Raw genomic sequence first — 25,876 nt, 5'->3', positions numbered from 1 at the left:
ATCGAAAGGGACAGGATCATGGATATCCAGGGCGTAGCCGCCATCGTCACGGGAGGCGCATCGGGGCTGGGCGGCGGCACGGCCGAACGGCTGGCGCGGGCAGGGGCGAAGGTTACGATCTTCGACCTGAACGCCGAGCTGGGCAGTGCGCTGGCGCAGCAGATCGGCGGCCACTTCGTCCGGGTCGACGTGACCGACGAAACCGCCGTCGCGGCCGCCATTCAGGAGGCCGAAGGGCTGCATGGCAAGGCGCGCATTCTGGTCAATTGTGCCGGCATCGGCCCGCCCGCCAAGGTTATCGACCGAGAGGGGCAGCCGCTGCCGCTCGCCGCCTTCTCGAAGATCGTGACGATCAACCTGATCGGCACTTTCAACGTCCTGTCGAAATTCGCCGCTGCGCTCCACGCCGCCGATCCGCTGGGGGAGGAACGAGGCGTCGTCATCAACACCGCCTCGGTCGCGGCCTATGACGGGCAGATCGGGCAGGCGGCCTATTCGGCGTCGAAGGGGGGCGTGGTCGGCATGACCCTGCCGATCGCGCGCGAACTGGCGCGTTACGGCATCCGCGTCATGACGATCGCGCCGGGGATATTCATGACCCCGTTGCTCGCCACCCTGCCGCAGGAGGCACAGGATTCGCTGGGTGCGCAGGTGCCGTTTCCGTCGCGGCTCGGCCAGCCGGACGAGTTCGCGCAACTGGTCGAGGCGATCGTGACCAACCCGATGCTGAACGGCGAGACGATCCGCATCGATGGCGCGATCCGGATGGCACCACGATGAGCCTGACCGGTCCCGCGCCGTCCGAACGCGCCGAGGCAATCGGCGCGGCGGTGGCGGCGTTCGTACGCGAGGTGGTCGTACCTTATGAGCGCGACCCCCGCCGCGACGCGCATGGGCCCTCCGACGATCTTGTCATCGAGATGCGGGCCAAGGCGCGGGCGGCGGGCGTCCTTACTCCGCATATCCTGGCGGATGGCGAGCATCTGACCCAGCGTGAGACCGCCTATGTCCTGCGCCAGTCGGGCCTGTCGCCGCTGGGGCCGCTGGCAGTCAACACCGCCGCCCCGGACGAGGGCAATATGTATCTGCTCGGCAAGGTCGGTAGCGCGGAGCAGAAGCTACGCTTTCTCGATCCGCTCGTGCGGGGTGAAGCGCGGTCGGCCTTCTTCATGACCGAACCGGCGGACGAGGGTGGGGCGGGGTCCGACCCTTCGATGATGAAGACCCGCGCGGTTTTCGACGGCAATCACTGGGTCGTGAACGGGCACAAGGCGTTCATTACGGGCGCACAGGGGGCGCAAGTCGGCATCGTCATGGCGAAGTCCGATGACGGGGCCTGCATGTTCCTGGTCGATCTGCCCGACCCGGCGATCACCGTCGAGCGCGTGCTGGATACGATCGACACCTCCATGCCGGGCGGCCATGCGGTCGTGCGCATCGAGAACCTGCGCATCCCCGCCGACCAGATGCTGGGCCAGAGTGGCGAGGGCTTCAAATACGCTCAGATCCGCCTCGCGCCTGCCCGCCTGTCGCACTGCATGCGCTGGCTGGGCACGTGCCTGCGCGCGAACGAGATCGCCACCGACTATGCCTGTCGCCGCGAGGCGTTCGGCAAGCCGATCATCGACCATGAAGGCGTCGGCTTCATGCTGGCGGAGAACCGGATCGACCTGAAGCAGGCCGAACTGATGATCGACTGGTGCGCGGGCGTGCTCGACGCGGGCGAGAGCGGCGGCACTGAAAGCTCGATGACCAAGGTTGCGGTGTCGGAGGCGCTGATGCGCGTTGCCGACCGCTGCGTCCAGGTGATGGGCGGCACTGGTGTGACCGGCGACACCATCGTCGAACAGGTGTTCCGCGAGGTGCGGGCCTTCCGAATTTATGACGGCCCGACCGAGGTCCACAAATGGAGCCTCGCCAAGACAATCAAGCGGGATTGGAGAGCCGCGCAGTGACCTACCATTATATCACCGTTGCGAACGAAGGCCGTCTGACGATCGTAACGATCAACCGGCCGGAGGCGCACAATGCCCTGAACGCCGCCGCGCATGAGGAATTGGCGGCGGCATTCGACGCCTTTGCCGCCGATCACGACCAATGGGTGGCGATCATCACTGGTGCGGGGGAGAAGGCGTTTTGCGCAGGGCATGATCTGAAGCAGCAGGCATCGGGCGGCGGCATGGCGACCCCGCCCAGCGGCTTTGGCGGGCTGACCGCGCGGTTCGACATGGCCAAGCCGGTGATCGCTGCGGTGAACGGCGTCGCGATGGGGGGCGGTTTTGAGATCGTGTTGGCGTGCGACATCGTGGTCGCCAGCGCGCGCGCCGCTTTTGCGCTGCCGGAGCCGAAGGTCGGGCTGGCGGCGCTGGCGGGCGGGTTGCAACGCTTGCCCCGTACCATCGGGCTGAAATCGGCGATGGGCATGATGCTGACCGGGCGGCGGGTGAGCGCCGAGGAAGGGCAAAGGCTGGGCTTCGTCAACGAGGTGGCGGAGGACGACGTCCTCGCCTCCGCCCGGCGCTGGGCCGACGAGATACTGGCGTGCAGTCCTATGTCGATCCGCGCGACCAAGGAAGCGGTGCTGCGCGGGCTGGATACACCCACCGATCGCTTCCTGCGCGAGCAATGGGATTATCCGGCGATCGCGACGATGATGGCTTCGCAGGACGCCATTGAGGGACCAGCGGCCTTTGCCGAGAAGCGGTCGCCACAATGGAAGGGCTGCTGACCATGGTCAGTGCCCTCGATCAGGTCGCCAATGCCGGGACGACGCCCGTCCGTGAGGTGCATCGCTTTGACGAAGCGGCGCTGGCGGCGTGGATGGCCGAAGCCATACCCGGTTTCGATGGTCCTTTGACGGTAGAACAGTTCAAGGGCGGCCAGTCCAATCCAACCTATCGCCTGTCTACGCCAAGCGCCCGCTATGTCCTGCGCCGCAAGCCGCCTGGGCCGCTGGCGAAAGGCGCGCATGACGTACTTCGCGAGGCGCGTATCCTGACCGCGTTGGCCGATACCCCGGTGCCGGTGGCGCGGGTGCACGGCGTGTGTGCGGATGAAGGGGTGATCGGCACGCCCTTCTTCGTGATGGAGATGGTCGAAGGCCGCATCTTCTGGGACGCCAGCTTCGCCGAGGTCGACCGGGTCGAGCGCCCCTCCTATTTCGATGCAATGAACGCGACGATCGCGGCGCTGCACCGGATCGATCCGGTGGCGGTGGAACTGGGCGATTATGGGCGACCGGGCAATTACTTCGCGCGGCAGATCGCGCGGTGGACCGGCCAGTATCTGGACGACGCCGATGCCGGACCCAATGATGATATGGACGCGCTGGTCGCTTGGTTGCCCGAGCATATTCCGGCGGGTGAAGAGAGCCGAATCGTGCACGGCGATTTCCGCTGCGACAATCTGATCTTTCATCCCAGCGAGCCGCGTATCCTGGCGGTGCTGGACTGGGAACTGTCGACGTTGGGCCATCCACTGGCCGATTTCGCCTATCATGCGATGATGTACCGGATGCCGCCGGACATCGTTGCGGGGCTGGGCGGGGCGGATGTCGCGGCGTTGGGGCTGCCCAGCGAGACCGATTATGTCGCGGCCTATTGCGCGCGAACCGGACGCGACGGGATCGCCGATTATGAATTCTACATCGCGTTCAACTTCTTCCGCATCGCCGCGATATTCCACGGGATCAAGGGGCGGGTGATCCGGGGTAACGCCTCGTCCGCCCATGCCCGCGAGCGTGCGGCAAGCTTTCCTCGGCTGGCGCGACTGGCCCGCGAAGCGATGGAGGCGTGCCGATGAGCGCCGTCCTGGTCCGCAAGGAGCGCGGGGCCGCCTGGCTGACGCTCAACCGGCCCGAGGCGGGCAATGCGGTAAATCCGGCAATGGCGCGCCATCTGGCCGACGTTGCCCGCGACGTGGCAGACGACCCGGCGATACGGTGCGTCGTGCTGACCGGAGCGGGACGCCTGTTCTGCGTCGGCGGTGATGTCGCCGCAATGGCGGGGGCCGGGCAAGAAGCGGGGCCTTTCCTCCACGATTTGGCCGATACTCTGCACGGTGCGATCCTCACGCTGACGGGCATGGCCAAGCCCCTGGTCGTGATGGTCAACGGCCCGGCGGCGGGCGCGGGGCTGAGCCTGGGGATCATGGGCGACGTCGTGCTGGCCGCGCGATCGGCCCATTTTACCGCCGCTTATACGGGGGTCGGCCTCAGCCCCGATGGCGGGATGAGTTGGCTGCTACCCCGGCTTGTCGGGCTTCGCCGGGCGCAGGCGATCATTCTCACCAATCAGCGGATCGGGGCGGAAGAGGCCGAGCGGATCGGCATGGTCACGCGCATGGTCGACGACGCCGAACTGATGCAGGAGGCCGAAGCGGTGGTGGCGCGCCTGATCGCCTCGCCGACCGCCGCGCTGGGTGCCGCCCGTAGCCTGCTGATCGATGGCGCAACCGCGACCCTGCCCGATCATCTGAACCGCGAGGCTCAGACGATCGCCCGCGCCGGGGGGAATGCCGAAGCGCGCGAGGGGATCGCCGCCTTCGTCGAACGCCGCAAACCCGATTTCCTATCTGCTTCTTGGGGAGCCTGACATGGCCGATGCCTATATCGTTGATGCCGTTCGCACCGCCGGGGGGCGCCGCAACGGGCGCTTGTCCGGCGTTCACCCGGCCGACCTCGCCGCCTATGTCCTGAACGCGCTGGTCGACCGTAACGACCTGGACCCGGCGGCGATCGACGACGTCATCATGGGCTGCGTGACGCAGGCGGGCGAGCAGGCATTTGCCTTTGGACGCAACGCTGTCCTTGCTTCCAAACTGCCTGACAGCGTGCCCGCCGTCACCATCGACCGGCAATGCGGATCGTCGCAACAGGCGGTCCAGTTCGCCGCCCAAGCGATCATGTCCGGTACGCAGGACGTGGTGATTGCGGCGGGCACCGAGAGCATGAGCCGGGTACCGATGTTTTCCAACCTCAGCTTCCATCAGCGCGAGGGGATCGGTATCGGCCCGGTCAGCCCCAGCATCGCCGAGCGGTTCGGCGTGAAGGAGTTCAGCCAGTTCGCCGGGGCCGAGATGCTGGCACGCAAACATGGCTTTGACCGCGAGACGCTCGACCGTTTCGCGCTGGAAAGTCACCGTCGGGCCGCCGCGGCGACCGACGCAGGAGCATTCGCGAACGAGATCGTGCCGGTGCTGGTCGATGGCGAGCCGCATGTCCGCGACGAGGGCATCCGCTACGACGCGACCCTGGAGAGCATCGGCTCGGTCAAGCTGTTGCAGGAGGGGGGCATGATCTCGGCCGCCAATGCCAGCCAGATATGCGACGGGGCGAGCGGGGTGCTGGTGGTTAGCGAGCGGGCGCTGAAGGCGCACGGCCTGACTCCGATCGCGCGGATCGTCGACATGACGGTGACGGCGGGCGATCCCATCATCATGCTTGAGGAGCCGCTGTTCGCCACCGACAAAGCGCTGAAGAAGAGCGGCCTGTCGATCGGCGATATCGACCTGTACGAGGTGAACGAGGCGTTCGCACCCGTCCCGCTCGCCTGGCTCAAGCATGTCGGTGGCGATCCCGCTCGGTTGAACGTGAATGGCGGTGCGATCGCACTCGGCCATCCGTTGGGCGCAAGCGGCACCAAGCTGATGGCGACCCTGGTCCACGCCCTGCGCGCGCGGGGCAAGCGCTATGGCCTTCAGACCATGTGCGAGGGCGGCGGTATCGCCAACGTCACCATCATCGAGGCACTGTGATGGCCCTCGCTACGCGCGTAACCCGGCTGCTCGGGATCGAACATCCCATCGTGCAGGGCGGCATGATGTGGGTCGGCCGGGCTGAGCTGGCCTCGGCGGTGTCCAATGCGGGCGGGCTGGGCATGCTGACCGCGCTGACCCAGCCGACGCCCGATGATTTGCGCCGCGAGATCGACCGCTGCCGGACCATGACTGACAAGCCGTTCGGAGTGAACCTGACCATCCTGCCCTCGGTCACGCCGCCGCCCTATGCCGAGTATCGCCGCGCGATCATCGACAGCGGGGTGCGGATCGTCGAGACGGCTGGCCACCGCCCGCAGGAGCATGTCGAGGACTTCAAGGCGCACGGCGTCACGGTGATCCACAAATGCACCGCTGTCCGCCATGCCCTGTCCGCCGAGCGGATGGGCGTCGACATCATCTCGATCGACGGGTTCGAATGTGCCGGTCATCCGGGCGAGGATGATATTCCAGGGCTGATCCTGATCCCCGCCGCCGCCGACAAGGTGAAAATCCCGATGCTGGCGAGCGGCGGCTTTGCGGATGGCCGGGGACTGGTCGCCGCGCTCGCGCTTGGTGCGGAGGGGATCAACATGGGCACCCGCTTCTGCGCGACGGTCGAAGCGCCGATCCACGACGCGGTCAAACAGCTGATCGTCGCGAACGATGAACGCGCGACAAACCTGATCTTTCGTCGCTTTCACAATACGGGACGGGTGGCAAAGACCAGCGTGTCGGACCAGGTCGTCGAAATCTCCGCCCGCCCTGACGCCGTGTTCGAGGACATACGGCCGCTGGTGTCCGGTGCCAAGGGGCGGACCGCGCTGGAAACCGGCGATCTCGGCGCCGGACTGGTCTGGGCCGGGCAGGTCCAGGGGCTGATCCATGACGTGCCGACATGTCGCCAACTGATCGAGCGGATCGTCGGCGATGCGCAAAATCTGATCGCAGAGCGGTTGTCGGGCTTGATCACGGCGGGAGCGGCGTAATGGCAACGATCGAGGTCATTACCCGTGACGGCGACCGTATCGAGGTCGAGGGCGCTGCCGATGTCAGCGTCATGGAAGCGATCCGTGATGCCGGTGTGGATGAACTGCTGGCGATGTGCGGCGGATGCTGCTCCTGCGCAACCTGCCACGTCTATGTCGAGGCGGGGGGAGAAGACCTGCCGCCGCCCGGTCCCGACGAAGACGATCTGCTCGACAGTAGCAGCTATCGCACCGACCGATCCCGCCTCGCCTGCCAGCTCGCAGTTCGCAATATCAGCACCAATTGTCGGATACGTATCGCGCCGGAGGATTGAGGGTGGGCGCGATCGCATTCGACGCATTCCTGGCCCGGCTGCGCGTGCTTCGTGTTTTTCCTCAATTTCGTCTGCCAAAATCCACACGCGCCAGATTGAGCTGCCTGGTCCGACCGTGACGCTGCGCGACAGTCGCTATTGGCGGCGGAAGAAAATGACGGTCGCCGGCGTGCGGTCAACGCTGGCGTTACCCACCGGTTCGATGAGCTTTCCGGACGCGCGGGTATCGCCTTGCGCCTCGGCTCGTCGACGGAAGCCTTGCGCATTGTGTACAGCGAATGATCCCCGGGTATGAGCCTCGATCAACGCGTGAAACTATCGATTGACGTGCTGCTGCTGCAACTGCGTCACCTCGCCGCAAAGCAACATGGCACACGTCGTCCGCTGCCGAACATGCGGCATCCTGTAGTCCTTTTATCGAGAGGTCCGGCGCGTGACGCCGGCCCGGTCGGCGTCAGCGCGCGATGATGGTGGAGTCGATGTCCGCGATCGTCCGGACGCCGGTCAGCGCCATCGCCACCCGCATCTCGCGGTCGAACAGGTCGAGCAGGTTGGCGACCCCCGCCTGGCCATCGGCGGCTAGCGCGTAGATGAAGGCGCGGCCGAGCATGGCCGCGTCCGCGCCCAGGGCCAGCATCCGCACCACGTCCAGCCCCGATCGCACCCCTGAGTCCGCGAGGATCGTCAGCTGTCCTTTCACGGCGTCGGCGATGGCGGGCAAGGCGCGCGCCGATGACAGCACACCGTCGAGCTGTCGCCCGCCATGGTTCGACACGACGATACCCTGGGCACCGAAACGCACCGCCTCGCGCGCATCCTCGACATCGAGGATGCCCTTGATGACGATCGATCCCTTCCAGACATCGCGAATCCATTGCAGGTCGCGCCAGCCGATCCCCGGATCGAAATTCGCGCCCAGCCAGCCGATATAATCTTCGAGCCCCGTGGCCGCGCCGCGATAGGCCGAGATATTGCCCAGATCGTGCGGTCGGCCATGGATGCCGACGTCCCAGGCCCAGCGCGGATGCGTGACCGCCTGCAGCATCCGCCGCCATGCGGCCCCCGGTCCCGACATGCCCGAATGCGCATCGCGGTAGCGCGCGCCGGGAACGGGCATGTCGACGGTGAAGACCAAAGTCTCCACCCCGGCGGCCTGCGCCCGCTCCAGCGCGTCGCGCATGAAGCCGCGATCCTTCAGCACATAGAGCTGGAACCAGATCGGCGCGGGCGACTGGCGCTGCACCTCGTCGATGGCGCAGACCGATACGGTCGACAGGGTGAAGGGCACCTGCTTGCTTGCGGCGGCGCGTGCCGCCTGCACTTCGCCGCGCCTGGCATACATGCCCGTCAGGCCGACGGGGGCGAGGACGACCGGCATGCCGAGCGACCGGCCGAACAGCGTCGTGCCCAGGTCGATGTCGGCGACGTCGCGCAACACCCGCTGGCGCAGCGCGATGTCGGACAGGTCCGACACATTGTGGCGCAGCGTATGTTCGGCATAGGCGCCGCCGTCGATATAGTGAAACAGGAACGGCGGCAGGCGCCGGCGCGCGGCTTCGCGATAGTCGGTGGGGGCGGAGATGATCATCGGGTCGTTCCCAATCTATGACGAGAGTTCGGCGCTACGCGCGGCGGTGGCGCGCTCGGTGCGGGCCAGGTCGTCCTCGACCTGCCGGACCGTGGTGCGCACGAATTCGAGATGGACATCGGCCGCATCGCGCGCCCCGTCCGCATCGCCCGCCACGATTCGCTCCATGATCGCGCGGTGCTGCGCCGACAGCGCCTCGAATGTGCGCGGCACGGCGTAGATCTTTTCGCGGCTCTGCGAGATGCTGGTGTGCAGCAGCCCGAACAGGCTGGACATGACATGCGTCAGCACCGCGTTGCGCGAGGCATGCGCGATGGCGAGGTGGAACGCGGCGTCGGCATGCGCCTCCGCCGCGACGTCGCCCGCGCCGTGCAGCTTCTCCATCGCGTCGAAGCGGCGGCGTATACGGTCCTTGTCCACCGCGTCGGCGCGCCGGGCGGCATGATAGGCGGCGGTGCCGTCCAGCGACTCCCGCACCTCGAAAATGTCATGGCCATAGCCCGGATTGGCCTCGACCAGCGGGGCCAGCGGTTCGGCGATCATCTGCTCGGTCCATTGCGCCGACGGCTCGGCCAGGATCGCCCCGGCACGCGGGCGGATGATGATCCGTCCCTGCGCCGCCAGTCGGTTCATCGCCTCGCGCAGGATGTTGCGCGATACCCCCAGCGTTTCGGCCAGCGATCGTTCGGAGGGCAGGCGCGCGCCGGGCAGCAACTTGCGCTGGGCGATCAGCGCCTCGATCGCGGTTTCCGCGCGGTGGGATACGCTGGCTGAGCCGCTCATGGGATCATCCATGGTAGGAGATAGGCCTGGACGGTGGTGATGATCCCGACCAGTGCGCAGAGCGGCAGGCTGTGGCGTACGGTGAAGCGGAACAGGTCGGACTCCTTGCCGACCAACCCGACCGCAGCGCAGGCGATGGCGATCGACTGCGGCGAGATCATCTTGCCGGTGACGCCGCCGGTGGTGTTGACCGCGACCAGCAGCACGTCGCTGACCCCGATCTGATGCGCGGTATTGGCCTGCAATGCCGCGAACAGCGCGTTGGCCGAGGTATCCGATCCGGTCAGGAACACGCCCAGCCAGCCGAGGAACGGCGAGAAGAAGGTGAAGGCCGATCCCGTATGCGCCAGGGCCAGCGCGAGCGTCGCCGACAGCCCCGAATAATTGGCGAGGAACGCGAAGGCGAGGACCATGCCGATCGAATAGATCGGGATCAGCAGGCTCTTCAACGTGTCGACGAAGGTACGCGCCGCATCCGCCGGCTTCATCCGCAGGAACGCGATGGTGACGATCGCCGCCAGCATGATCGCGGTGCCGGTCGCTGACAGCCAGTCGAACTTGTACACGGCTTCATAGGGCGTGACCTGCGGGACGATCGGCGGCACCTTGGCGACCAGCTTGTCGAGGAACGGCACGTGCAGCTTCAGCACGAGGTGCGCGAGCGGCCCGTCGGCGGCGAACAGCGCCTTGACCGGGGCGATGCTCCACAACGTGACGAACACGGTCAGGATTAGGAAGGGCGACCAGGCCCAGGCGATCTGTGCGGGCGAATGGCGAACCGTCTGCGCCGTGACCGGCGCGACCGGCACCGCGCCGTCGGCGGCGACCTCCGCCGCGTCGAAGCGGAAGATGCGCCTGGGCTGCCAGAAGCGCAGGAAGATGGGCAGCGTGATCAGGGTCGCGAGCGCGGCGGTGATGTCGGGCAGCTCCGGCCCGATGAACTGCGCGGTCAGGAACTGGACGATGGCGAACGACCCACCGGCGACCAGAATGGCGGGCCACGTCTCGCGTACGCCGCGCGGCCCATCCATGATCAGGATCAGCCAGAAGGGCACGAGGACCGACAGCAATGGCAACTGCCGCCCCGCCATCTGCCCGATCAGGAACGGGTCGATGCCGGTCACCTGTCCGGCGACGACGATCGGAATGCCCATCGCCCCGAACGCCACGGGGGCGGTGTTGGCGATCAGGCACAGCCCCGCCGCATAGAGCGGCCGAAAGCCGAGGCCGACAAGCAAGGCGGAGGTGATCGCGACCGGCGCGCCGAACCCGGCCGCGCCTTCCAGAAAGGCACCGAACGCAAAGCCGACTAGCAGCAGTTGCAGACGCTGATCCTCGGTGACGTTCAGGATCGATTGCCGGATGATGTCGAACGCGCCGGTTGCCACCGCGATACGGTAGAGGAACACTGCGCCCAGGATGATCCAGGCGATCGGCCACAAACCGTAGAAGAAGCCGAACACCCCGGCCGCCAGCGCGCTGTGCATCGGCATGCCGTACAGCGCGATGGCGACCGCCAACGTCAGCGCCACGGTGATTGTCCCCGCGACATAGCCTTTCAGGCGAAAAACGGTCAGCGCCAGAAAGAAGAAGATGATCGGCACGGCGGCGACCAGGCTGGAGAGCCAGATATTGCCCAACGGATCGTAATTCTGCGCCCAGACTTGCACGACACCTCTCCCGGCATTCTGGTAGTACCAGATATGGGTTATTTGGATTAAAATCTGCCTGTCGCGACCATCCGTCAACGAATTATCAGAGGGTTTTGCGCTTTCTGGTACTGCCAGAATTCTTGTGCGGCGTGCGGGGTTTGGATTCAGGATGACAGGCGGAAATAAAACGGCTGCGAAAAACCGATGCTGCGGACGCGCGATAGTGAGGAAATGGGCGGGCTGCGGCTGGCGACTCGAGCCGCCTGTCAATGTGTCCAGGGCCGATCCGGGTCACATGCTGTCAGGCTTCGTCGTGAGCTTATCGGAGCGCGATCTCAAGCCCATTTTCCGGAGGCTTGGTCACTCAAAAGCCATCCGGTTGCTCGACTGCCGGAAGGGCTCGGACCCGTATGGCTGTTCCTATCTAGGCCGTGCGCAAGCGTAATCGGCCACGGCGTCTCACGGCTGACAAGCGCGCTGGGGCAGTGAAAGGCGCAAGATCGTACCCGATGCGGGAAGGGTTTCGATCCGGACCTGCGCTTCCATCTGCTTGGCCAAGCTTCGCACGAGCTTCAGGCCAAGGCTGTCCGAACGATGGAGATCGAAGCCTGGCGGCAGGCCTGCGCCGTCGTCGATTACGCACAATTCGATGGCGTCGTTTTCGCGTGTGAGCGTGACGGCAATCTCGCCGAAGTCCCGATCGGGAAAGCCATGCTCCATCGCATTGGCAATACCCTCGGCCATGATCAGGGCGAGCGGGATCGCCAGATCGGGGGAGAGGCGAATCCCGGGAGCAGCCTCGATCCGATGCAGGACTCCCGGCTTGGTGTCGGCGGCAAACAGGTCGGCCATCAAATCCCGGAGGAAGATGTCCAGTGGCACCTGCTCGCCCGTCGTCGAGTAAAGCTGCCGCTGAATACGACCGATAAGCTGCAGCTTCGTGGAAGCATCCGCCAGAACCATGCGGGCGATCGGATCGATGACCTGCCGCTGCTGCAGGAATAGCATGGCGCCGACCATCTGGATGTTATTGGACACCCGGTGCTGCAACTCACTGAAAAGCAGCTCGGTCCGTTCGGCCAATTGCCGCTGCTCTTCCGCCAGGCGGGACGAGCGCTGATTGGCCCGCTGCATGGCATCGACGAGGCCGATGTCGACCGCAACGACGCCAGCGTAAAAGCCCAAGGCGACGAACGTGCGCGAATCCAACCCGAATGTGTGGGTCGGAGGGATGAAAAAATACCAGGCGAGAAGACCGCAGAGGATAGCCGAGAATGTCCCCGGTCCACGTCCGAACAAGAAGGACGAGATGATGACCGCCGGAAAGAATGTTAGGTATGGAAATCCCGGCGGGAAGGCGGGATCGAGCTCCCACCGAATCCACCATGCGATGGCCGAGAGCAGCAGCGCCGCCAGATAGGCCAAGGGCCTGCGGTCGCGAAGCAGCGGCAACCGCCCAAAGACCCGATGCGTCGCTCCCATGTTCGGTCCCAGGCCCCCGTGTGAAGCGCCCCCCTGCGCGATTCTGCGCAGCTTTGCAAACGCAGGTTAAGGCTCCACCGGTGTATACATTTTCGCCGTTCACCCGGACAGTCGTTCAAAAGGGGGAGGCGATGAAGGGGCTTCATCCCAGGGCCCTGTCCAATTGTCTTGAGACATTGCCGTCGCGATCCCGCTCCGCCCAAAGGAATAGCACCTTGCCGCCGCTGACCTCCTGTAGTCGTGCGCCGATATTCTTCTTCTCGCGGCTGTCGGCATTGTCCGTGCGGTCGGCGCCCTTGTATTCGATGATGAGCTTGCGGCCATCCGTCAGTTCCGCGACGAAATCGGGGTAGAACAGGTCGGTCGACGTCGGCAGCGCATAGGACCAGGCCGTGCGATCGACGTTGCGCACCCAGTATTTGACCGCCGGGTGTTCGTCGATATGCACCGCCGCCTGCCATTCCTCGCCGCCGTGCTTCAGGTCGCCGACCTGGGCGAACAGATGCTTTTGGAACCTGTACCCCGGCTTGTAGGGCGTGCGCGGGTCATAGCCCGCCTTGCTGAAGCGGAACCCGTTGTCGCCCAGCGCCAGCACCGGGGCGATATCGCCGAGCAGGAGCTGTACGCCGCGCGCGCCAGCGTCCCGGCGCAGCTGGCCGACCCGTGCCACGATCGCGCGGCGCAGGGCATATTTGCCTCGAACGAGCTGGGCGAGCGGGATGCGTGTGGCGACGCCCTCCACCACGCGGCGGCAATATTCCAGGAAGATCGGCTGGGCGACGTCGCGCTGGCGGGTGGTGCGGTCGAGCCAGCGCGACAGCGCCGCCACGTCCCAGTGGGTCGCGTCGTCCAGCGCCAGTTCGGCGGCGGCGTCGATACGGGCATAGACGACCTGATCGCCATCGACGTCCATCTCGAACGTGTCGGGCCGGTCGGTCAGCGTAAAGCCCGGCAGGCTGGTGTCGACGTGCCGCAGATCCCAGCCGCCGACATCCACCAACGTGTCGGGGAACACGATCTCAAGCTGTCCGTCGCGCTCGATAGCCAGGCGGGGGAGCGTCAATACCTCGCCCTGCTCGGCCGGTGACAGCGACGCCGAACGCTGCACGATGAACGCTTCGATCGCCGTCTCTGGCGACGCGCCGGGCGCACGAACCGCCGCAGCGACCTCGCGCAGCACCGTGTCGGGCGCGGTCGTGTCGAACGTGATCGCCACGCCGCCCGCGCCATCGTCGGCGATGCGCGTCGCCGAGACCATTTCGGGCGTCCAGCCGCTCTGGTCGGGGCGTTCCTGCACGTGCAGCACCGGCAGCTCGGGCCGGGTGAACAGCGGCTGGTCCTCGTGCCAGTCGAACGTTTCGGGCTGCTCGACGATCGCCTCCAGCGCGGTTCGCTCGTCAAAGCCCATTTCGGTCAGCCGATCCTTCAGGCCCTCGGCGGCCTCGAAGAAATTGCGTTCGGAGACATGGGCATAGGCGCGGTTCAGCTCTTCGGACGAGCGCCGGGTCGCAAAGGGCATGCGCAGCACGCGGCCCAGCAGCTGCTCGACGGCTCCGCCGCTGCGAATGCTGGCGAGCGAGCAGAAGACATAGGCAAAGGAACAGTCCCAGCCTTCCTTCAGGGCATCGACGGTGATGACGTGCTCGATGATGCAGGCGGGATCGAACAGGTCGATGCCGTCCAGCTCGCGCTGGTTGCCCGTCGCCACCGCAATCCGCTCTTCGGGGATTTTGCAATCCTCGATCAGATGGCGCTTGACGACGTCGACCGTCGCCTCGGCACCCTCGCGCGCGGGCTGGGCCTGATAGAGCGCGATCGGGCGGATGCCGCCGCCGTCCCGCGCCGCGACACCGTGCAGCCAGGCGCGGTTGTCGACGGCGTGGGTGATCGCCGCCTGCCAGCTGCCATGCTGCGACAGGTGGATCGGCAGCTTGATCATGTCCGCCGCCTTCAGCTCGGCGGCGGTGGCGGAGACGATGACGTTGGAGCGCACCGGCGTCGCGGTAAACTCCACTACGGCCGCGGGTGCCAGGCGGCCGAACGTCTCACCCGACAGGGTGGAGGTGAAGTTGTGCGCCTCGTCCACGATCACCAGCGGGCGGTGCAGCTTCAGCAGGTTGGCGAAGCTGGCGATCGGCTTGCCCCGGCGCGGGCCGTCGGCATGCCGGGCCAGATCGGCCGCGCCGGACACGGCGGGGGGCAGGGCGGCGAAGTGCGGCTCCAGCTCTTCATCGTCGCGATAGACGTTGCGATCGGCGACATTGTTGACGCGGAAGGACTGGACGGTCGCGACGATCACCGTCGCGGCATCCGCCATGTCCTGCGGGCGAAGTTGCCGCCGCTCGTCGATGCCGTACACCCGGACCGCGCCGCCGAACTGCGCCTCCAGCGCTTGGCGATAGGGGTGCCCGATCTTCTTCAGCGCGCCCAGCGTCTGGTCGGCGATCGCGCTCGACGTGACCAGCCACAGCACCACCGGATAGCGCCGCGCCAGATAGGTGTCGCGCGCGATGCCGATGGCGTGCGCGGCGAGCAGCGTCTTGCCGCCGCCGGTCGGCAGGCGCAGGCAGCAATAGGGCACTTCGGGCAGGCCGCTCAGCGGACGATAGGTCGCGCCATAGGCCCCCGGCTCGCCGACCGCGCAGGCGGCGGCATAGGCGGCCGCATGGTCGCGGATCGCCGCCTGGTCGAGAAAGGTGTGCAGCGCGTCGAGCGCCCGGCGCTGATAGTCCTTCAGTTCCATCAGCGCGCCTTCACGTCATAGGGGGTCTGCTTGAAGACGACCTGGGCTTCGGCCAGACGCGCCGCGCCCAGTTTCGACCATTCGCCATAGACGGTCATCGGCCCGTTCCAGCCGCTTTCCGCCCGCAGCCGTTCGAGCAGTGCGGCGGTCAGGACATTGCCGCCGCTGACCGACCGGTCGCCGAGGATGCCGTTGTAGAGCAGGGCATAAGCCATGCCGTCATGCACCCCCAGCATGGGTGTGTAGGCCGCACCGGTGAAGGGGGTGCCCGTCTCGCTGAACCAGATATGGGCGGCGAGCGTCGCGAAGCGGATGCCGTCGGCGATATGCCCGTCCGCCTCGAACACCGGCGCGCCCAGCCGATAATAACGATAGCCACCGCCGCCGGTCCAGCCGACCGCTTCGGACACACCGCCCTGTTCGCCTGCGATCACCTTGTCGAGGCGCGGCTTGCAATGGGTTTCGGCATGGTCGCCCATCTCGATCCCAATCCAGCGCCGCCCCATCTTGTGCGCCACCGCCGCCGTGGTGCCCGAGCCGAGGAAGCTGTCGAGCACGAGATCGCCGGGCAATGTCGCCAAGTGGATAATGCGTTGTAAGAGCCGTTCAGGCTTTGGAGTCGTAAATGGGTCCTCCGGACTTATACGCTTTACCTCGTCGCGAGCTTCATGATTGTGACCGACATCGGAGTGTAGCCAGACGGTCGGCGACGGAGGACCATCAGCCGAGAGATCCGACAGGAATGTCTTGCGGGATGGCTGCGCTTTCCCATCTGCGCCAAACCAGATCTCATCGTTGGCATCCATCCGCTCAAGAGACTGAGCCGGGAAACGAGGTGAAGCACCAGGCGGCGTTGTCCAAACAAAACCATTCTTGAACGTAAACGTGAATGCCTTCTCTCGCTCTGAGCCAGATCGCTTGGCATACAGGGGAGTTGCTTTCCAAGGACCCTTCGGGTGGTTGTCCGGATTACGATATCGGGCGTTCATCTCCTCGCTACGAGGAAGCCGCCTTGGTCGCCATGAAACTTTGTTCGCGGCGTAAATCATGATGTGATCGTGGTTATCTGACAGCCACGTTGCGTCATTCGCGACCGTGTATTTTTTTTGCCAAATAGCACTGCCTACGAAATTCCGCCGCCCAAATACCTCATCCATCACGACCTTGAGGTAATGCCCCTCATTGTCGTCGATCGACACCCAGATGCTACCATCCTCCGCCAGCAACTCGCGCAGCAGCACGAGGCGTGGATAGATCATCGCGAGCCATTGGCTGTGTTCCAGATTGTCGTCATAATGCTCGAATGCCGACCGCGTATTATAGGGCGGATCGATATAGATGCACTTCACCGCGCCCTTGTAATAGGGCAGCAGCGCCTTGAGCGCGTCGAGATTGTCGCCCTGGATGAGCATGTTGGCGGCGTCCGCATCCCCGCCGTCCAACATGGGCACCGCTTCCAGCAACCGATACGGCACCGCCGCCGCCGCGCGCACATCCTCTCCGCGCGTCATCCAATCCAGTATCGGCACCTTGACCCCTGCATTCTAACGATATGCTGCCCGTCCTAGCGTCCGCCCGTGCAGAAGGGCAATGCGGAGGCTCCAGAATAGTGGGGCTTGGGGGCCGGGTCGCGCCGACCGAAGCGGGGGGCGTGCGTTGCGCCAAGCGCCTGAAAACGCTTGCCCCCGGCAACGGATAATCCGCGTGGGTCAGGGCTGGGCGGGCTTGGGCGCCTGCACACCGGCTGCCTTGCGCATCGCGTCGATTTCGGCGGCGGTCTTGAAATCCAGCAGCTCGATCTGGAATACCAGGTCGGAATTGGCGGGGATCGGACCCGATGCCTCGGCTCCATAGCCCAGTGCGGCCGGGACGCAGAGGCGGATGATGCCGCCGCGACCGATCATCTGTACGCCTTGCGAAAAGGCGGGAATGACGCCGTTCAGCGGCATCGGCGACTGCATCGACTGATCGAACACGGCACCCGTCGCGCTCAGATAACCGATATAATTGACCAGCACCGTATCATCGGCAGCGGGCTTGGCCCCCTCTGCGGCGCGCAGCACCGTATAGCCGAGGCCCGTGGGCGTGCGCGCGGCGCAAACGCGCTTGGCCGGGGGCAGGACCGGGTTGAGCGGCAGGGGGATGATCGCGTTATCGGCACTCACCGGCTTTGGCGCGGGGGCCTTCTGGGCGACGGCGGGCCATGCCGCGAGCGCGGGCAGGGCGAGCATGACAAAAAGGCGGCGGAGGGGAAGCGGACGGTTCATGCCCCGCGCCCTAGTCGGGCGAGGGTGGCCGATCAAGGACAAGCCACACGCCCGTCGCTATCCTCTTTTCTTGCGAAGGATCGGCACCAGGGCCGTGTCCAGCGCGGAGAGGAAGCGCGATCGGTCCTCCTTGGCGAAGGGCGGCGGGCCGCCGATCCGCTCGCCGCCGGCACGCAGGTCGCTCATGATCGCCCGGACCGCCACCGCATTGCCGATCGAGCTGGTGGTGAAGGGCTTGCCGTTGGGCGCGATCACCGCCGCACCGGCCTTCAGGCACCGGTCGGCCAGCAGGATGTCGGCCGTGACGACGACGCTGGCGGCATGGGCGTGCTCGGCGAGCCAGTCGTCGGCCGCATCGAAGCCCGCCCCGACGACGATGCGTGTGACGAGCGGATGCTGGGGTATGCGAAAATGGGTGTTGCTGACCATCGTCACCGGCACCTCCAGGCGGAAGGCCACGCGATAGATTTCTTCCTTCACCGGGCAGGCGTCGGCATCCACGAGAATTTGGGGTTGCTGCTCCACGCCCAGGGCCATGCCATGATCGGCCCCGGCGCGGCAATGTCCCGTGGCTCGGGTGGGGGCTGGCTTTACGGCGCGGTCGGGGCCGTGTCCTGCACCACCGCCTCGAAAATCTGCGACCGGTCGGGGCCCTCCGCGATGTGGAGCAGCGCCCAGTCCTTGTCGTGCCGCGCGACGATCACCCGGATGCGGTCGTTGAACAGGCCATCGGGCAGACCGACCGGCGCGACCTTGCCCGAATTGAAAATCAGGCTGCCCATCGCCTTTCCGCAGGCCGGGCCGATGCAGGAATAGACGGTGGTCCATCCGGCCTTGCGCAAAAGGTCCGTATAATAGCGTTCGATCTGCAGGGGCGCCGTGGCGGGCCGGACCCGGTAATCGATATGCGTGACCTGGCCTTCCAGCGTCCGCCGGTTGGTCGAGCCCTCCTCATTGGCGATCGGACCGGTCGGCATGACGATCGTGTCTAGCGAGGGCGCGCGATAGCCGTCGATCACGGCATCGGGATAGCGCGGCAACAGCGGATGATCCCGGCCGTCGCTATCCTGCGCCAGCAAGGGCGGGGAGGCGACAAGGGCGGCGATGGTCAGCGACAGGCGGAAAATCCCGTTCATGGCGTTCGGTCCCTTGGTCCGGGGATGCGCATCGCATCCGTTCCGCCCCTGGAGCTTACATTGTCCTGCCAGTCCGGCAATCGGGCATCGTCCGCGCCAGGCTTAACCCAAATTAACCGTGTCTGGTGCCGAAAGCTTAACCCCGTGCCGTCAGTGGAGCGGCCCTCGCCGGGGGGCGCAGATAGATTGAAGGAACGGCCTCCGTGCAAAATCTTCGCATCTCGGGAAAACTGCTGGCGTGCTTTTCCCTCTTGCTGATCGCGCTGATGGGACTGGCGGTGCTCACCGTCGTCCGCCTGGGTGAAATGCGCGACGTCGCGGTCAACCTGGGCGGCGAGCAGCGGACTCAGCTGGAGGCGATCGCGGTCATCAACGCCAGCACGGCGACCTATCGCGCCACGGTCGGCCAGCATCTGTTGTCCGTCACGCCGGAGGACCGGGCGGTGGCGCAGCGGCGGATCGATGAGCTTCGCGACCAGATCGCGGAGCGGACGCGCTGGCTTCGGCCAAGGCTGGCGAATGACGAGACGCGCAATGCGCTCGATACGTTCGTGCGCGACTGGAACGAATATCGCAGCCATGCCGAGGAAACCTCGCGCGCGGCGACGGCGGGATCGCCCCAGGCCATTGCGCTTTTCCGGGTCGCGCGGCCCTATTTCGTCACGGTGAACAAGGCCGCCGATACGCTGCGCGTGAAACAGTCGCAGGCGATCGACGCGCTGGTGGCCGAGGCGAAGGACAATTACCAGACCAGCCAGTGGATCGTGATCGGCACCGTGATCGGCGTCGCCGCGCTGACCATGACGATGCTGATGCTGCTGGTTCGCCTGATCGCACGGCCGGTCGGGGCGATGAGCGGTCTGCTGGGCAAGCTGGCGGCGGGGGAGCGATCCGTCGCGATCCCCGCGAATGACGCGCGAGACGAGGTTGGCGACATGATGCGCGCCGCCGCCGCACTGCGCGATCAGCTGGCGCAGGCCGATCGGCAAAAGGACGAACAGGCGGCGCTGATCGTCTCGACGATCGGGACGGGGATGCAGGCCCTGGCCGCCGGGGATCTGACCGCCCGGATTGATGTCGCGCTGGACGGACCCTTTGCGTCGCTGGCGAGCGACTTCAACCACGCCATGACCCAGGTGGAGCAGGCGATGGTCGCGGTGCGCGGCGTCTCCGAAGGGCTTCGCGCCGCGTCGGGCGAAATCCGCTCGGCCTCCGAGGACCTATCGCAGCGGACCGAGCAACAGGCCGCCAGCCTGGAGGAAACCGCCGCCTCGATGCATCAGATCACCGATATGGTGGGACGCTCCGCCTCCGACGCGAAACGCGCCGATGCAGTCGCGGCGGACGCCAGCAGCGCGGCGCAGAGCGGCGGGCAGGTCGTGCGCGAAGCGGTGGCCGCGATGAGCGGGATCGAGCGGTCCAGCCATGAAATCTCGGAAATCATCAGCGTCATCGACGGCATCGCGTTCCAGACCAACCTGCTGGCCCTGAATGCGGGCGTCGAGGCCGCGAGGGCGGGCGATGCGGGCAAGGGCTTTGCCGTGGTGGCCAGCGAGGTCCGGGCGCTGGCGCAGCGATCGGCGGATGCGGCCAAGGATGTGAAGTCGCGGATCGTCGCCAGCAACGAGCAGATCGAAAGCGGCGTCGAACTGGTGGCCGAGACCGGACGATCGCTGGAGCAGATCATCGGTCGGGTCGAGGAGATCAAGGCGCTGATCGGCAGCCTCGCCCACTCCGCCGAGCAGCAGGCGGGCGGCCTGGGGCAGGTGAATGTCGCGGTCGATGAAATGGACGATGTGACCCAGCGTAACGCCGCCATGGTCGAGGAAACCACGGCCGCCGCCCGCGAGCTGACGGACAAGGCCAATGAACTGGCGACCCATGTCTCCCGGTTTCAGATCCGGGGTGCCAGTCCCGTTGCGATGCCGGTGGCTCGACCGGTGTCGCCAGCACCTGCCCCAGCCCCATCGCCGTCCAAACCCGCGATCCGGCTGGTATCGCAAGGCAACACCGCGCTGGCCGACGACGAGTGGCGGGAATTCTGATCCACGCCGGGGATCGTCCCCGGCCGATCGTCAGGCGAGGTGGCGTCTCAGCCTGACGATCGTCGGGTCGCCCTCCACGGCATGCGGCTCGAACCCCATGTCGGTTTCGAGCAGAATGGCGGACCGGTTGTCGCGGTCCTCGATCGCTTCGATCGCCCGGTATCCCTTGCGCCGGGCATGCTCGACAAGATGATCGAGCAGGGTCCAGCCGATGCCCTGCTGTTTCCTGTCGCGCTGGATCGCGATCGCCGCCTCGGCCGTGGTGGCGTTGTCGTCGCCCGCCAGCATGGCCGCCGCGACGATCGATCCGTCATCGGCAAAGGCGACCAGGCTTTCGTTCGTTTCGTCATTCGCGTGGATCATGCTCGACAAGCGCGCATGACTGACCTCACGCACCCCGGTCAGGAAACGGAAGCGCAGATCCTCGGGCGACACCCGCGCGAAAAAGGCGGCGAGGGCGGGTTCGTCCGCGTCACAAGCCGGGCGGACGTGGAGCCGCACGCCCTGGCGGGTGACCAGCAGTTCGGTGTCGGTGGTCGTCATCATGTCCTCCTGGGATGAGAGGACCATGCGGCGTTAGGCCGCGCATGACATTGACCATGGTCAATATGGCTGCCCGCTATGGGCTGCGGACGCCCTTCTGAATGTCGGGTCCGCTCCCCGACATCAAGGTTCCAGTCCCAGGGCGGCGCGGTCGGCGGTGGCGGCGGCGAGTTCGGCGCGGGCGGCGGCGATGCGGGCCTGTGCGTCGATCAGGCGGACGCGCGCGTCGTTCGCCGTTTCCTCGCGCTGGTTGACCAGGAAGAAGTCGCTCGACCCCAGCTCGAAGCGTCGCCGTTCGGCAGCGGCCAGGCGTTCGGCCAGCTGGCGCTCCTGTTCGGCGATGCTCGCCAGCTTTTCGCTCGCGCCGACGCCGATCGAGATGCCCTCCACCTCGACCGCGATCTGGTCGCGCAGGAAGCGGCTGCGGGCGGCCAGTGCGTCCATCTCGGCCTGCGCCTCGACGATCTTGCCCTTGGCGGCGCGGTTCTGGAGCGGCAGGGAAAAGCGAAAGCCGATCGCGGCTTCGAGCGGCGTACGAGAAGAACCGCCCAGGCCGACCGGGCCGACGTCCTTCGCCATTTCGCCGCGCAGGTCGAGCCGGGGACGCAGGTCGTTCTGCGCCAGCGCCAGCCGTGCCGATCCCTGATCGATCCGGGCGAGCAACATCTGGAGATCAGGCCGTCGCCGCTCGAAATCCTGGCGCGCGATCGCCGCCACGCCGGACAGTGCGGTGGCGTCGGCGGGCAGGCGTTCTGGCCCGACCAGCACCGGGTCCCCGGCCGCGTCGCGATAATAGAGGGACAGGGCATTGGCGGCGGCCTCGAAATCGCCCTCGGCCCGGACCACCAGAGCGCGGCGGCGAACGAGGTTCTGATCGTTCTCGGCCAGCAGGATCTCGGGTCGCGCGCCCAGCTCCACTTGCCGGGCGAGTCCGCCGCGCCGACGTTCGGATAGTTGGAGCAGGTCGCGATAGGCGCGCAGGCGCAGGCCCGCCGCGACCCAGTTCTGATAGGCGTCGATGGCACGCCGCTGCACGCCGATGGCGACGGCTTCCCGCTCGAACCGGGCGATGTCGATATCCCCCGATGCCAGCGTCCGCCGCGTCCGCCGCTCGTCCACCAGCCGGTCGCGCAGCAGCGAATAGAGCGCGCCGACCTTCACCTCGCCCAGGCGGTTGGTATAGCTCTTGTCCTCATAGACCGGGAAATTGCCCCGGCTGACGCGGTAGTCGCCATAGAGATAGCCGCCATTGTCGCTGAGCGGCCGGGTGACGCCCGCCGAAGCGACGGTGCCGTCATAATAGCCCAGCGTGCGTGACCGCCCCTCCGCCTCGAACACCGTGTCGAAGGCGCCGCTGGCGGTGAGGGCGCGGCCCTCGGCGCTGCGGATCTTGGCCAGCGCCTCGACGATCTGCGGCGCCGCCCGGGCGGAGGTGCGCAGTACTTCGTCCAGCGTCAGCGGACCGGACGTGGCTACGGCCGGGGCGGGAACGGGGTTGGCCTCGATCCGCTGGGCGAGGGCGGGAGCTGGGCACAGGGGCAGGGCGGCCAGCATGGGGGCGAGCATCAGCGACCGGATCATTTCGGTTTCCCCGCCTTGGCCGCGATCTTCTTGTCGTCGTCCTTGTCCGCGTTCTTGTCGGTCGCGGTCTGGCCGAATTCCAGCGGGAAGTCGTTCAGCTGCCGCCAGAGTTCATAGCCGACGGTGACCGTCTGCCCCTGGACCCAACCCTGTACCTTGCCGCCCAGCCGGACGAAACGGCGCTCCGGCCAGGCGGGTTTGCCGGGCATGGGCTCGACCAGAATGCGGAACAGCCCTTGTGCATTGGCATTGGGATCGATGGTCCGGACGCGACCATCGAAAAAGCCATAGGCGACGGAAGGCCAGCCGCTGAACTGGATAGCGGGCCAACCCTCGAACTCCAGGCGCACCGGGCCGCCGGGGCGGAGGAGCGGCACGTCGCGGCCGTCGATCATCAGCTCGACCGCGCGTTCGACCTGTTCGGGCGCCACGACCGCCAGCGCGGTGCCCGCCGACACCAGCGCACCGCCGGCGGCAGCGTTCAGGTTCTGGATGCGGCCGTCGCGCGGCGCCCGGACGAGCTGCGCCGACTGTCGGTTGAGCTGGACCTCGATCCGGTTCAGCTTGGCGCGGGATTCCGCCAGCTTGGCACCGGAGTCCGCGACCTTGATCTGCGCCTGCTCGTAATCACGCCGCGAGGCCAGCCCTTCGGAATAAAGCTGGCGGGTGCGGTTGACGTCGAGCTGGGCGACCGCCTGCGACTGGCGGACCGAGGCGATCTCGGCCTCCACCTGCGCGCGCTCGGCGGCGAGGCGGGAGAGCAGGTTGGGGTCGAGGTCGATGATCCGCGCGATCGGGTCGCCGCGCCGGACATGCTGGCCGTCATGCACATACCAGCGCTCGACCCGGCCGGGGACCAGGGCGGTCACATCCTGCGCCCGGTCCTGCGGATCGAGCGAGACGACCTGACCGCGCCCCTGGGCGGTCTGCAGCCAGGGTACGAAGAACAGGATGAAGATGGCCGCGGCAATCCCCACGGTCACGATCCACGCGATGGCGACGGTGACCCGGGGCGGGCGCAGCGAGGCGAGGGTGCGGAAATGCGCGAGATGTTCAGGCGGATGCGACATTGGCGCCCTCCTGCTGGCAAGCGGTCTGAAGATCGGCGAGCCGGGCGAAGCGGCGCTGCTCGGTCATGCCGAGATGAAGATAGCCATCGAGTTCCAAGTCCTCTGGGCGCCCGGTGCAGAGCAGTACGGTCGTGCCATGTGCCTTGAGCAGCCGCAGCGCGGCCACCAGTCGTTCGGGCGGCAGCAGGTCGTAAAGCTGGCCCAGCAGCAACAGCTTGGGCCGGACGAGGAGCGCATTGGCGAGCTTCAACGCCATGGTCTCGCCGACGCTGAGCGGATAGCCGGTCGAGCCGAGGAGTGTGTCCAGCCCCTGCGGCAGGCTGGCCAAGCGGCGTTCCAGCCCGACGGTGGCCAGCGCCTGCATCGCGTTCTGCACCAGCTCGCCCGAGGCGAGGCGCAGATATTCGCGGATCGTCACCTCGACGATCGTCGACCGGTCGAGCACCGTCACGTCCGAGCGCAGGTGATACATGTCGAACGAGCCCAGGTCGCCGCCGCCGATCTGGATCAGCCCGCGATCGGGCAGGCAGTGGCGCTTCAGCAGCATCGCCAGGCGACGCTCCGCCCCCGGCTCGGCGACGGTGACCAGCTGATCGCCCGCCGCGAGCGCCAGATTGTAGCGGGCATCGTCGAACGCGACATCGGTCATCTTCACCGCCCCGTCGCGCGGGCCATTGTCGCCGCGCACATTGGGTTCCTGCGGAATGGCGAAGAGCAGCGACAGTTCTTCCGAACTCGCCGCCAGGTCGTAGAAGGTGTCGAGATACCAGCCGAGCTGCGAGATGCCGTAGAAGACGCCCGACAGGATCAGCTCGGCCGCGACCAGCTGGCCCAGCGACAACTGCCCCTTCAGGATCAACATCCCGCCGAGCAGCAGCAGCCCCGCGCTGGCAAAGGCATAGATCAGCAGGAATGCGACGGTCTGGGCGAACTGATAGCGGAAATAGCGGCGATGGGTGCCGACATAGCTGGCGGTCACCGCCTCCGACCGGTCCATCGCGAAGTCGAGATGGCGAAGCGACTTGTAGAAGCCGTTCGATCCGCCCACGCTTTCCAGCCAGCGCGCGGCATTGTGCTTGGCATGGCTGAGCGCCACCGCCCCGCTGATCGCGCCGCGCCGCCACAGCATCCACACCAGCAGCACCGCCGCGACCAGGACGGTGTTGAAGGCCAGGAAGACGGGATGGTAGAAGCTGGTGATCGTCAGCCCGATAACCGCTTGCAGCACGATGGTGAAGGCGCCGATGACCAGGCTGGGCACCGACTTCTGGACCACCACCAGATCGAAATAGCGGTTGAACAGGTCGCCGCGATTGCCGTCGGCGAAGAAGGGGTCCTGGGCATGGACCGCGCGCAGGGTGACTTCGGCGACCACGCGCGAGAAGAGCCGCCGCTCGAACGCCGCCATGATCCATACCCGCAGCGCGCTGAGCCCGGCGACCATCAGCAAGAGCAGCAGCAGCACACCCGACAGCGCCCATAACGGCGCGGGCATGGCCGTGTTCGCGACGCTGTTGATCAGCAGCTGGACCGAGATCGGCGTCGCCAGAGCCAGGAGGCTGATCGCCACGGTATAGACAAGCCCCAACCGCACATAGGCGGCATCGGGGCCGATAATCTGCGATAGCCAGCCTATCGCGTCCCGAAATCCCAATCGCTGTGAAGCCACGTCCGTCCCCCTTCGTCTTTCGAGCGAGCCGATAATGGCCAATTTTTGCTGGATCTTTGCTGGACGCTTAAGAAAGGTACGCTTCGGTCTGATCCATGTGGTGTCGATGCAATGACATATGATGGGCGAGACCAATCGGATTTCCGGTTGATCGCCGACCACGTCCGGACCTGCGCCCGGCGGTTGCTGGAGGCGTAGCCAAGACGGGTCGCCTATGGTTCGGCGCGGCTGCATGGCGAGCTTGCCAAGGCTGCGATCCA

General features: G+C 66.4%; 22 protein-coding genes. 9 read left to right on the top strand and 13 right to left on the bottom strand.

Annotation, left to right across the window (positions count from 1 at the left end):
• Positions 1-18 precede the first annotated feature (18 nt).
• From SB4_RS11225 to SB4_RS11190, 8 genes are read left to right on the top strand one after another with little or no spacing between them, the layout of a single operon-like run.
• Positions 19-780 (top strand): SDR family NAD(P)-dependent oxidoreductase, encoded by a 762-nt coding sequence (locus SB4_RS11225; RefSeq protein WP_058716944.1) that lies wholly within the window; start codon positions 19-21, stop codon positions 778-780.
• Entirely contained in the window at positions 777-1,955 is a 1,179-nt protein-coding gene (locus SB4_RS11220) for an acyl-CoA dehydrogenase family protein (RefSeq protein WP_058752626.1), read from the top strand. The genes SB4_RS11225 and SB4_RS11220 overlap by 4 nt, the downstream gene beginning before the upstream one ends.
• Entirely contained in the window at positions 1,952-2,728 is a 777-nt protein-coding gene (locus SB4_RS11215) for an enoyl-CoA hydratase-related protein (protein ID WP_241488591.1), read from the top strand. Before SB4_RS11220 ends, SB4_RS11215 begins: the two co-directional genes overlap by 4 nt.
• Positions 2,713-3,801 carry a phosphotransferase family protein gene (locus SB4_RS11210; protein ID WP_241488590.1) on the top strand — a complete coding sequence of 363 codons (1,089 nt, stop codon included), beginning with the start codon at positions 2,713-2,715 and terminating at the stop codon, positions 3,799-3,801. The genes SB4_RS11215 and SB4_RS11210 overlap by 16 nt, the downstream gene beginning before the upstream one ends.
• Complete coding sequence (locus tag SB4_RS11205; protein WP_058752624.1) at positions 3,798-4,592, top strand: enoyl-CoA hydratase/isomerase family protein; 795 nt, start codon at positions 3,798-3,800, stop codon at positions 4,590-4,592. The genes SB4_RS11210 and SB4_RS11205 overlap by 4 nt, the downstream gene beginning before the upstream one ends.
• A 1-nt stretch (position 4,593) precedes the next feature.
• Positions 4,594-5,754 carry an acetyl-CoA C-acetyltransferase gene (locus SB4_RS11200; protein WP_058752623.1) on the top strand — a complete coding sequence of 387 codons (1,161 nt, stop codon included), beginning with the start codon at positions 4,594-4,596 and terminating at the stop codon, positions 5,752-5,754.
• Positions 5,754-6,743 carry an NAD(P)H-dependent flavin oxidoreductase gene (locus SB4_RS11195; RefSeq protein ID WP_058752622.1) on the top strand — a complete coding sequence of 330 codons (990 nt, stop codon included), beginning with the start codon at positions 5,754-5,756 and terminating at the stop codon, positions 6,741-6,743. The genes SB4_RS11200 and SB4_RS11195 overlap by 1 nt, the downstream gene beginning before the upstream one ends.
• A complete protein-coding gene (locus tag SB4_RS11190) occupies positions 6,743-7,057 on the top strand; it encodes a 2Fe-2S iron-sulfur cluster-binding protein (RefSeq protein WP_058716938.1) in 315 nt (104 codons plus the stop codon). The genes SB4_RS11195 and SB4_RS11190 overlap by 1 nt, the downstream gene beginning before the upstream one ends.
• Before the next feature lie 454 nt (positions 7,058-7,511).
• Here the strand turns inward: SB4_RS11190 and lldD are convergent, their stop codons facing one another.
• From lldD to SB4_RS11145, 9 genes are all read right to left on the bottom strand, one after another.
• The gene (gene lldD / locus SB4_RS11185; RefSeq protein ID WP_058732724.1) at positions 7,512-8,645 is read right to left on the bottom strand and encodes an FMN-dependent L-lactate dehydrogenase LldD; all 1,134 of its coding nucleotides are present in this window, start codon (positions 8,643-8,645) and stop codon (positions 7,512-7,514) included.
• A 15-nt stretch (positions 8,646-8,660) separates the two neighbouring features.
• The gene (locus SB4_RS11180; RefSeq protein ID WP_058752639.1) at positions 8,661-9,428 is read right to left on the bottom strand and encodes an FCD domain-containing protein; all 768 of its coding nucleotides are present in this window, start codon (positions 9,426-9,428) and stop codon (positions 8,661-8,663) included.
• Complete coding sequence (gene lldP / locus SB4_RS11175; protein WP_058752621.1) at positions 9,425-11,098, bottom strand: L-lactate permease; 1,674 nt, start codon at positions 11,096-11,098, stop codon at positions 9,425-9,427. Before lldP ends, SB4_RS11180 begins: the two co-directional genes overlap by 4 nt.
• Positions 11,099-11,539: 441 nt before the next feature.
• Entirely contained in the window at positions 11,540-12,562 is a 1,023-nt protein-coding gene (locus tag SB4_RS11170; RefSeq protein WP_058752620.1) for a sensor histidine kinase, read from the bottom strand.
• Positions 12,563-12,704: 142 nt separating this feature from the next.
• Positions 12,705-15,305 carry a DEAD/DEAH box helicase gene (locus SB4_RS11165; RefSeq protein WP_058752619.1) on the bottom strand — a complete coding sequence of 867 codons (2,601 nt, stop codon included), beginning with the start codon at positions 15,303-15,305 and terminating at the stop codon, positions 12,705-12,707.
• Positions 15,305-16,816 (bottom strand): site-specific DNA-methyltransferase, encoded by a 1,512-nt coding sequence (locus SB4_RS11160; RefSeq protein ID WP_206598002.1) that lies wholly within the window; start codon positions 16,814-16,816, stop codon positions 15,305-15,307. Before SB4_RS11160 ends, SB4_RS11165 begins: the two co-directional genes overlap by 1 nt.
• 198 nt (positions 16,817-17,014) lie before the next feature.
• Complete coding sequence (locus SB4_RS11155) at positions 17,015-17,572, bottom strand: FKBP-type peptidyl-prolyl cis-trans isomerase (protein ID WP_082670124.1); 558 nt, start codon at positions 17,570-17,572, stop codon at positions 17,015-17,017.
• 57 nt (positions 17,573-17,629) lie between these two features.
• A complete protein-coding gene (locus SB4_RS11150) occupies positions 17,630-18,109 on the bottom strand; it encodes a YaiI/YqxD family protein (protein WP_058752616.1) in 480 nt (159 codons plus the stop codon).
• 53 nt (positions 18,110-18,162) lie between these two features.
• On the bottom strand, positions 18,163-18,708 hold the full coding sequence (locus tag SB4_RS11145) for a hypothetical protein (protein ID WP_058752615.1): 546 nt from the start codon (positions 18,706-18,708) through the stop codon (positions 18,163-18,165).
• A gap of 203 nt (positions 18,709-18,911) precedes the next feature.
• Between SB4_RS11145 and SB4_RS11140 the strand changes: the two genes are divergently transcribed.
• The gene (locus SB4_RS11140) at positions 18,912-20,753 is read left to right on the top strand and encodes a HAMP domain-containing methyl-accepting chemotaxis protein (protein ID WP_082670123.1); all 1,842 of its coding nucleotides are present in this window, start codon (positions 18,912-18,914) and stop codon (positions 20,751-20,753) included.
• 30 nt (positions 20,754-20,783) lie between these two features.
• Here the strand turns inward: SB4_RS11140 and SB4_RS11135 are convergent, their stop codons facing one another.
• From SB4_RS11135 to SB4_RS11120, 4 genes are all read right to left on the bottom strand, one after another.
• The gene (locus SB4_RS11135) at positions 20,784-21,299 is read right to left on the bottom strand and encodes a GNAT family N-acetyltransferase (protein ID WP_241488589.1); all 516 of its coding nucleotides are present in this window, start codon (positions 21,297-21,299) and stop codon (positions 20,784-20,786) included.
• A gap of 120 nt (positions 21,300-21,419) precedes the next feature.
• Positions 21,420-22,877 carry a TolC family protein gene (locus SB4_RS11130; RefSeq protein WP_206598001.1) on the bottom strand — a complete coding sequence of 486 codons (1,458 nt, stop codon included), beginning with the start codon at positions 22,875-22,877 and terminating at the stop codon, positions 21,420-21,422.
• Entirely contained in the window at positions 22,874-23,947 is a 1,074-nt protein-coding gene (locus SB4_RS11125; protein WP_058752613.1) for an efflux RND transporter periplasmic adaptor subunit, read from the bottom strand. The genes SB4_RS11130 and SB4_RS11125 overlap by 4 nt, the downstream gene beginning before the upstream one ends.
• A complete protein-coding gene (locus SB4_RS11120; protein WP_058752612.1) occupies positions 23,931-25,616 on the bottom strand; it encodes an ABC transporter transmembrane domain-containing protein in 1,686 nt (561 codons plus the stop codon). The genes SB4_RS11125 and SB4_RS11120 overlap by 17 nt, the downstream gene beginning before the upstream one ends.
• Between the last annotated feature and the right edge of the window lie 260 nt (positions 25,617-25,876).

This window comes from Sphingomonas sanguinis, from assembly GCF_001476905.1.
Lineage (GTDB): Bacteria > Pseudomonadota > Alphaproteobacteria > Sphingomonadales > Sphingomonadaceae > Sphingomonas > Sphingomonas sanguinis_B.
Note: the sequence above shows the minus strand (reverse complement) of the source record. Positions and strands in the feature narration are given on the sequence as shown.

What these genes read in the sequence shown, in the direction of transcription:
- SB4_RS11225 (WP_058716944.1), top strand. Translation starts at nt 19, where the DNA reads ATGGATATCCAGGGCGTAGCCGCCATCGTCACGGGAGGCGCATCGGGG.
- SB4_RS11220 (WP_058752626.1), top strand. Translation starts at nt 777, where the DNA reads ATGAGCCTGACCGGTCCCGCGCCGTCCGAACGCGCCGAGGCAATCGGC.
- SB4_RS11210 (WP_241488590.1), top strand. Translation starts at nt 2,713, where the DNA reads ATGGAAGGGCTGCTGACCATGGTCAGTGCCCTCGATCAGGTCGCCAAT.
- SB4_RS11205 (WP_058752624.1), top strand. Translation starts at nt 3,798, where the DNA reads ATGAGCGCCGTCCTGGTCCGCAAGGAGCGCGGGGCCGCCTGGCTGACG.
- SB4_RS11200 (WP_058752623.1), top strand. Translation starts at nt 4,594, where the DNA reads ATGGCCGATGCCTATATCGTTGATGCCGTTCGCACCGCCGGGGGGCGC.
- SB4_RS11195 (WP_058752622.1), top strand. Translation starts at nt 5,754, where the DNA reads ATGGCCCTCGCTACGCGCGTAACCCGGCTGCTCGGGATCGAACATCCC.
- SB4_RS11190 (WP_058716938.1), top strand. Translation starts at nt 6,743, where the DNA reads ATGGCAACGATCGAGGTCATTACCCGTGACGGCGACCGTATCGAGGTC.
- lldD (WP_058732724.1), bottom strand. Translation starts at nt 8,645, where the DNA reads ATGATCATCTCCGCCCCCACCGACTATCGCGAAGCCGCGCGCCGGCGC.
- SB4_RS11180 (WP_058752639.1), bottom strand. Translation starts at nt 9,428, where the DNA reads ATGAGCGGCTCAGCCAGCGTATCCCACCGCGCGGAAACCGCGATCGAG.
- SB4_RS11170 (WP_058752620.1), bottom strand. Translation starts at nt 12,562, where the DNA reads ATGGGAGCGACGCATCGGGTCTTTGGGCGGTTGCCGCTGCTTCGCGAC.
- SB4_RS11165 (WP_058752619.1), bottom strand. Translation starts at nt 15,305, where the DNA reads ATGGAACTGAAGGACTATCAGCGCCGGGCGCTCGACGCGCTGCACACC.
- SB4_RS11160 (WP_206598002.1), bottom strand. Translation starts at nt 16,816, where the DNA reads ATGACGCGCGGAGAGGATGTGCGCGCGGCGGCGGCGGTGCCGTATCGG.
- SB4_RS11155 (WP_082670124.1), bottom strand. Translation starts at nt 17,572, where the DNA reads ATGAACCGTCCGCTTCCCCTCCGCCGCCTTTTTGTCATGCTCGCCCTG.
- SB4_RS11150 (WP_058752616.1), bottom strand. Translation starts at nt 18,109, where the DNA reads ATGGCCCTGGGCGTGGAGCAGCAACCCCAAATTCTCGTGGATGCCGAC.
- SB4_RS11145 (WP_058752615.1), bottom strand. Translation starts at nt 18,708, where the DNA reads ATGAACGGGATTTTCCGCCTGTCGCTGACCATCGCCGCCCTTGTCGCC.
- SB4_RS11135 (WP_241488589.1), bottom strand. Translation starts at nt 21,299, where the DNA reads ATGATGACGACCACCGACACCGAACTGCTGGTCACCCGCCAGGGCGTG.
- SB4_RS11130 (WP_206598001.1), bottom strand. Translation starts at nt 22,877, where the DNA reads ATGATCCGGTCGCTGATGCTCGCCCCCATGCTGGCCGCCCTGCCCCTG.
- SB4_RS11125 (WP_058752613.1), bottom strand. Translation starts at nt 23,947, where the DNA reads ATGTCGCATCCGCCTGAACATCTCGCGCATTTCCGCACCCTCGCCTCG.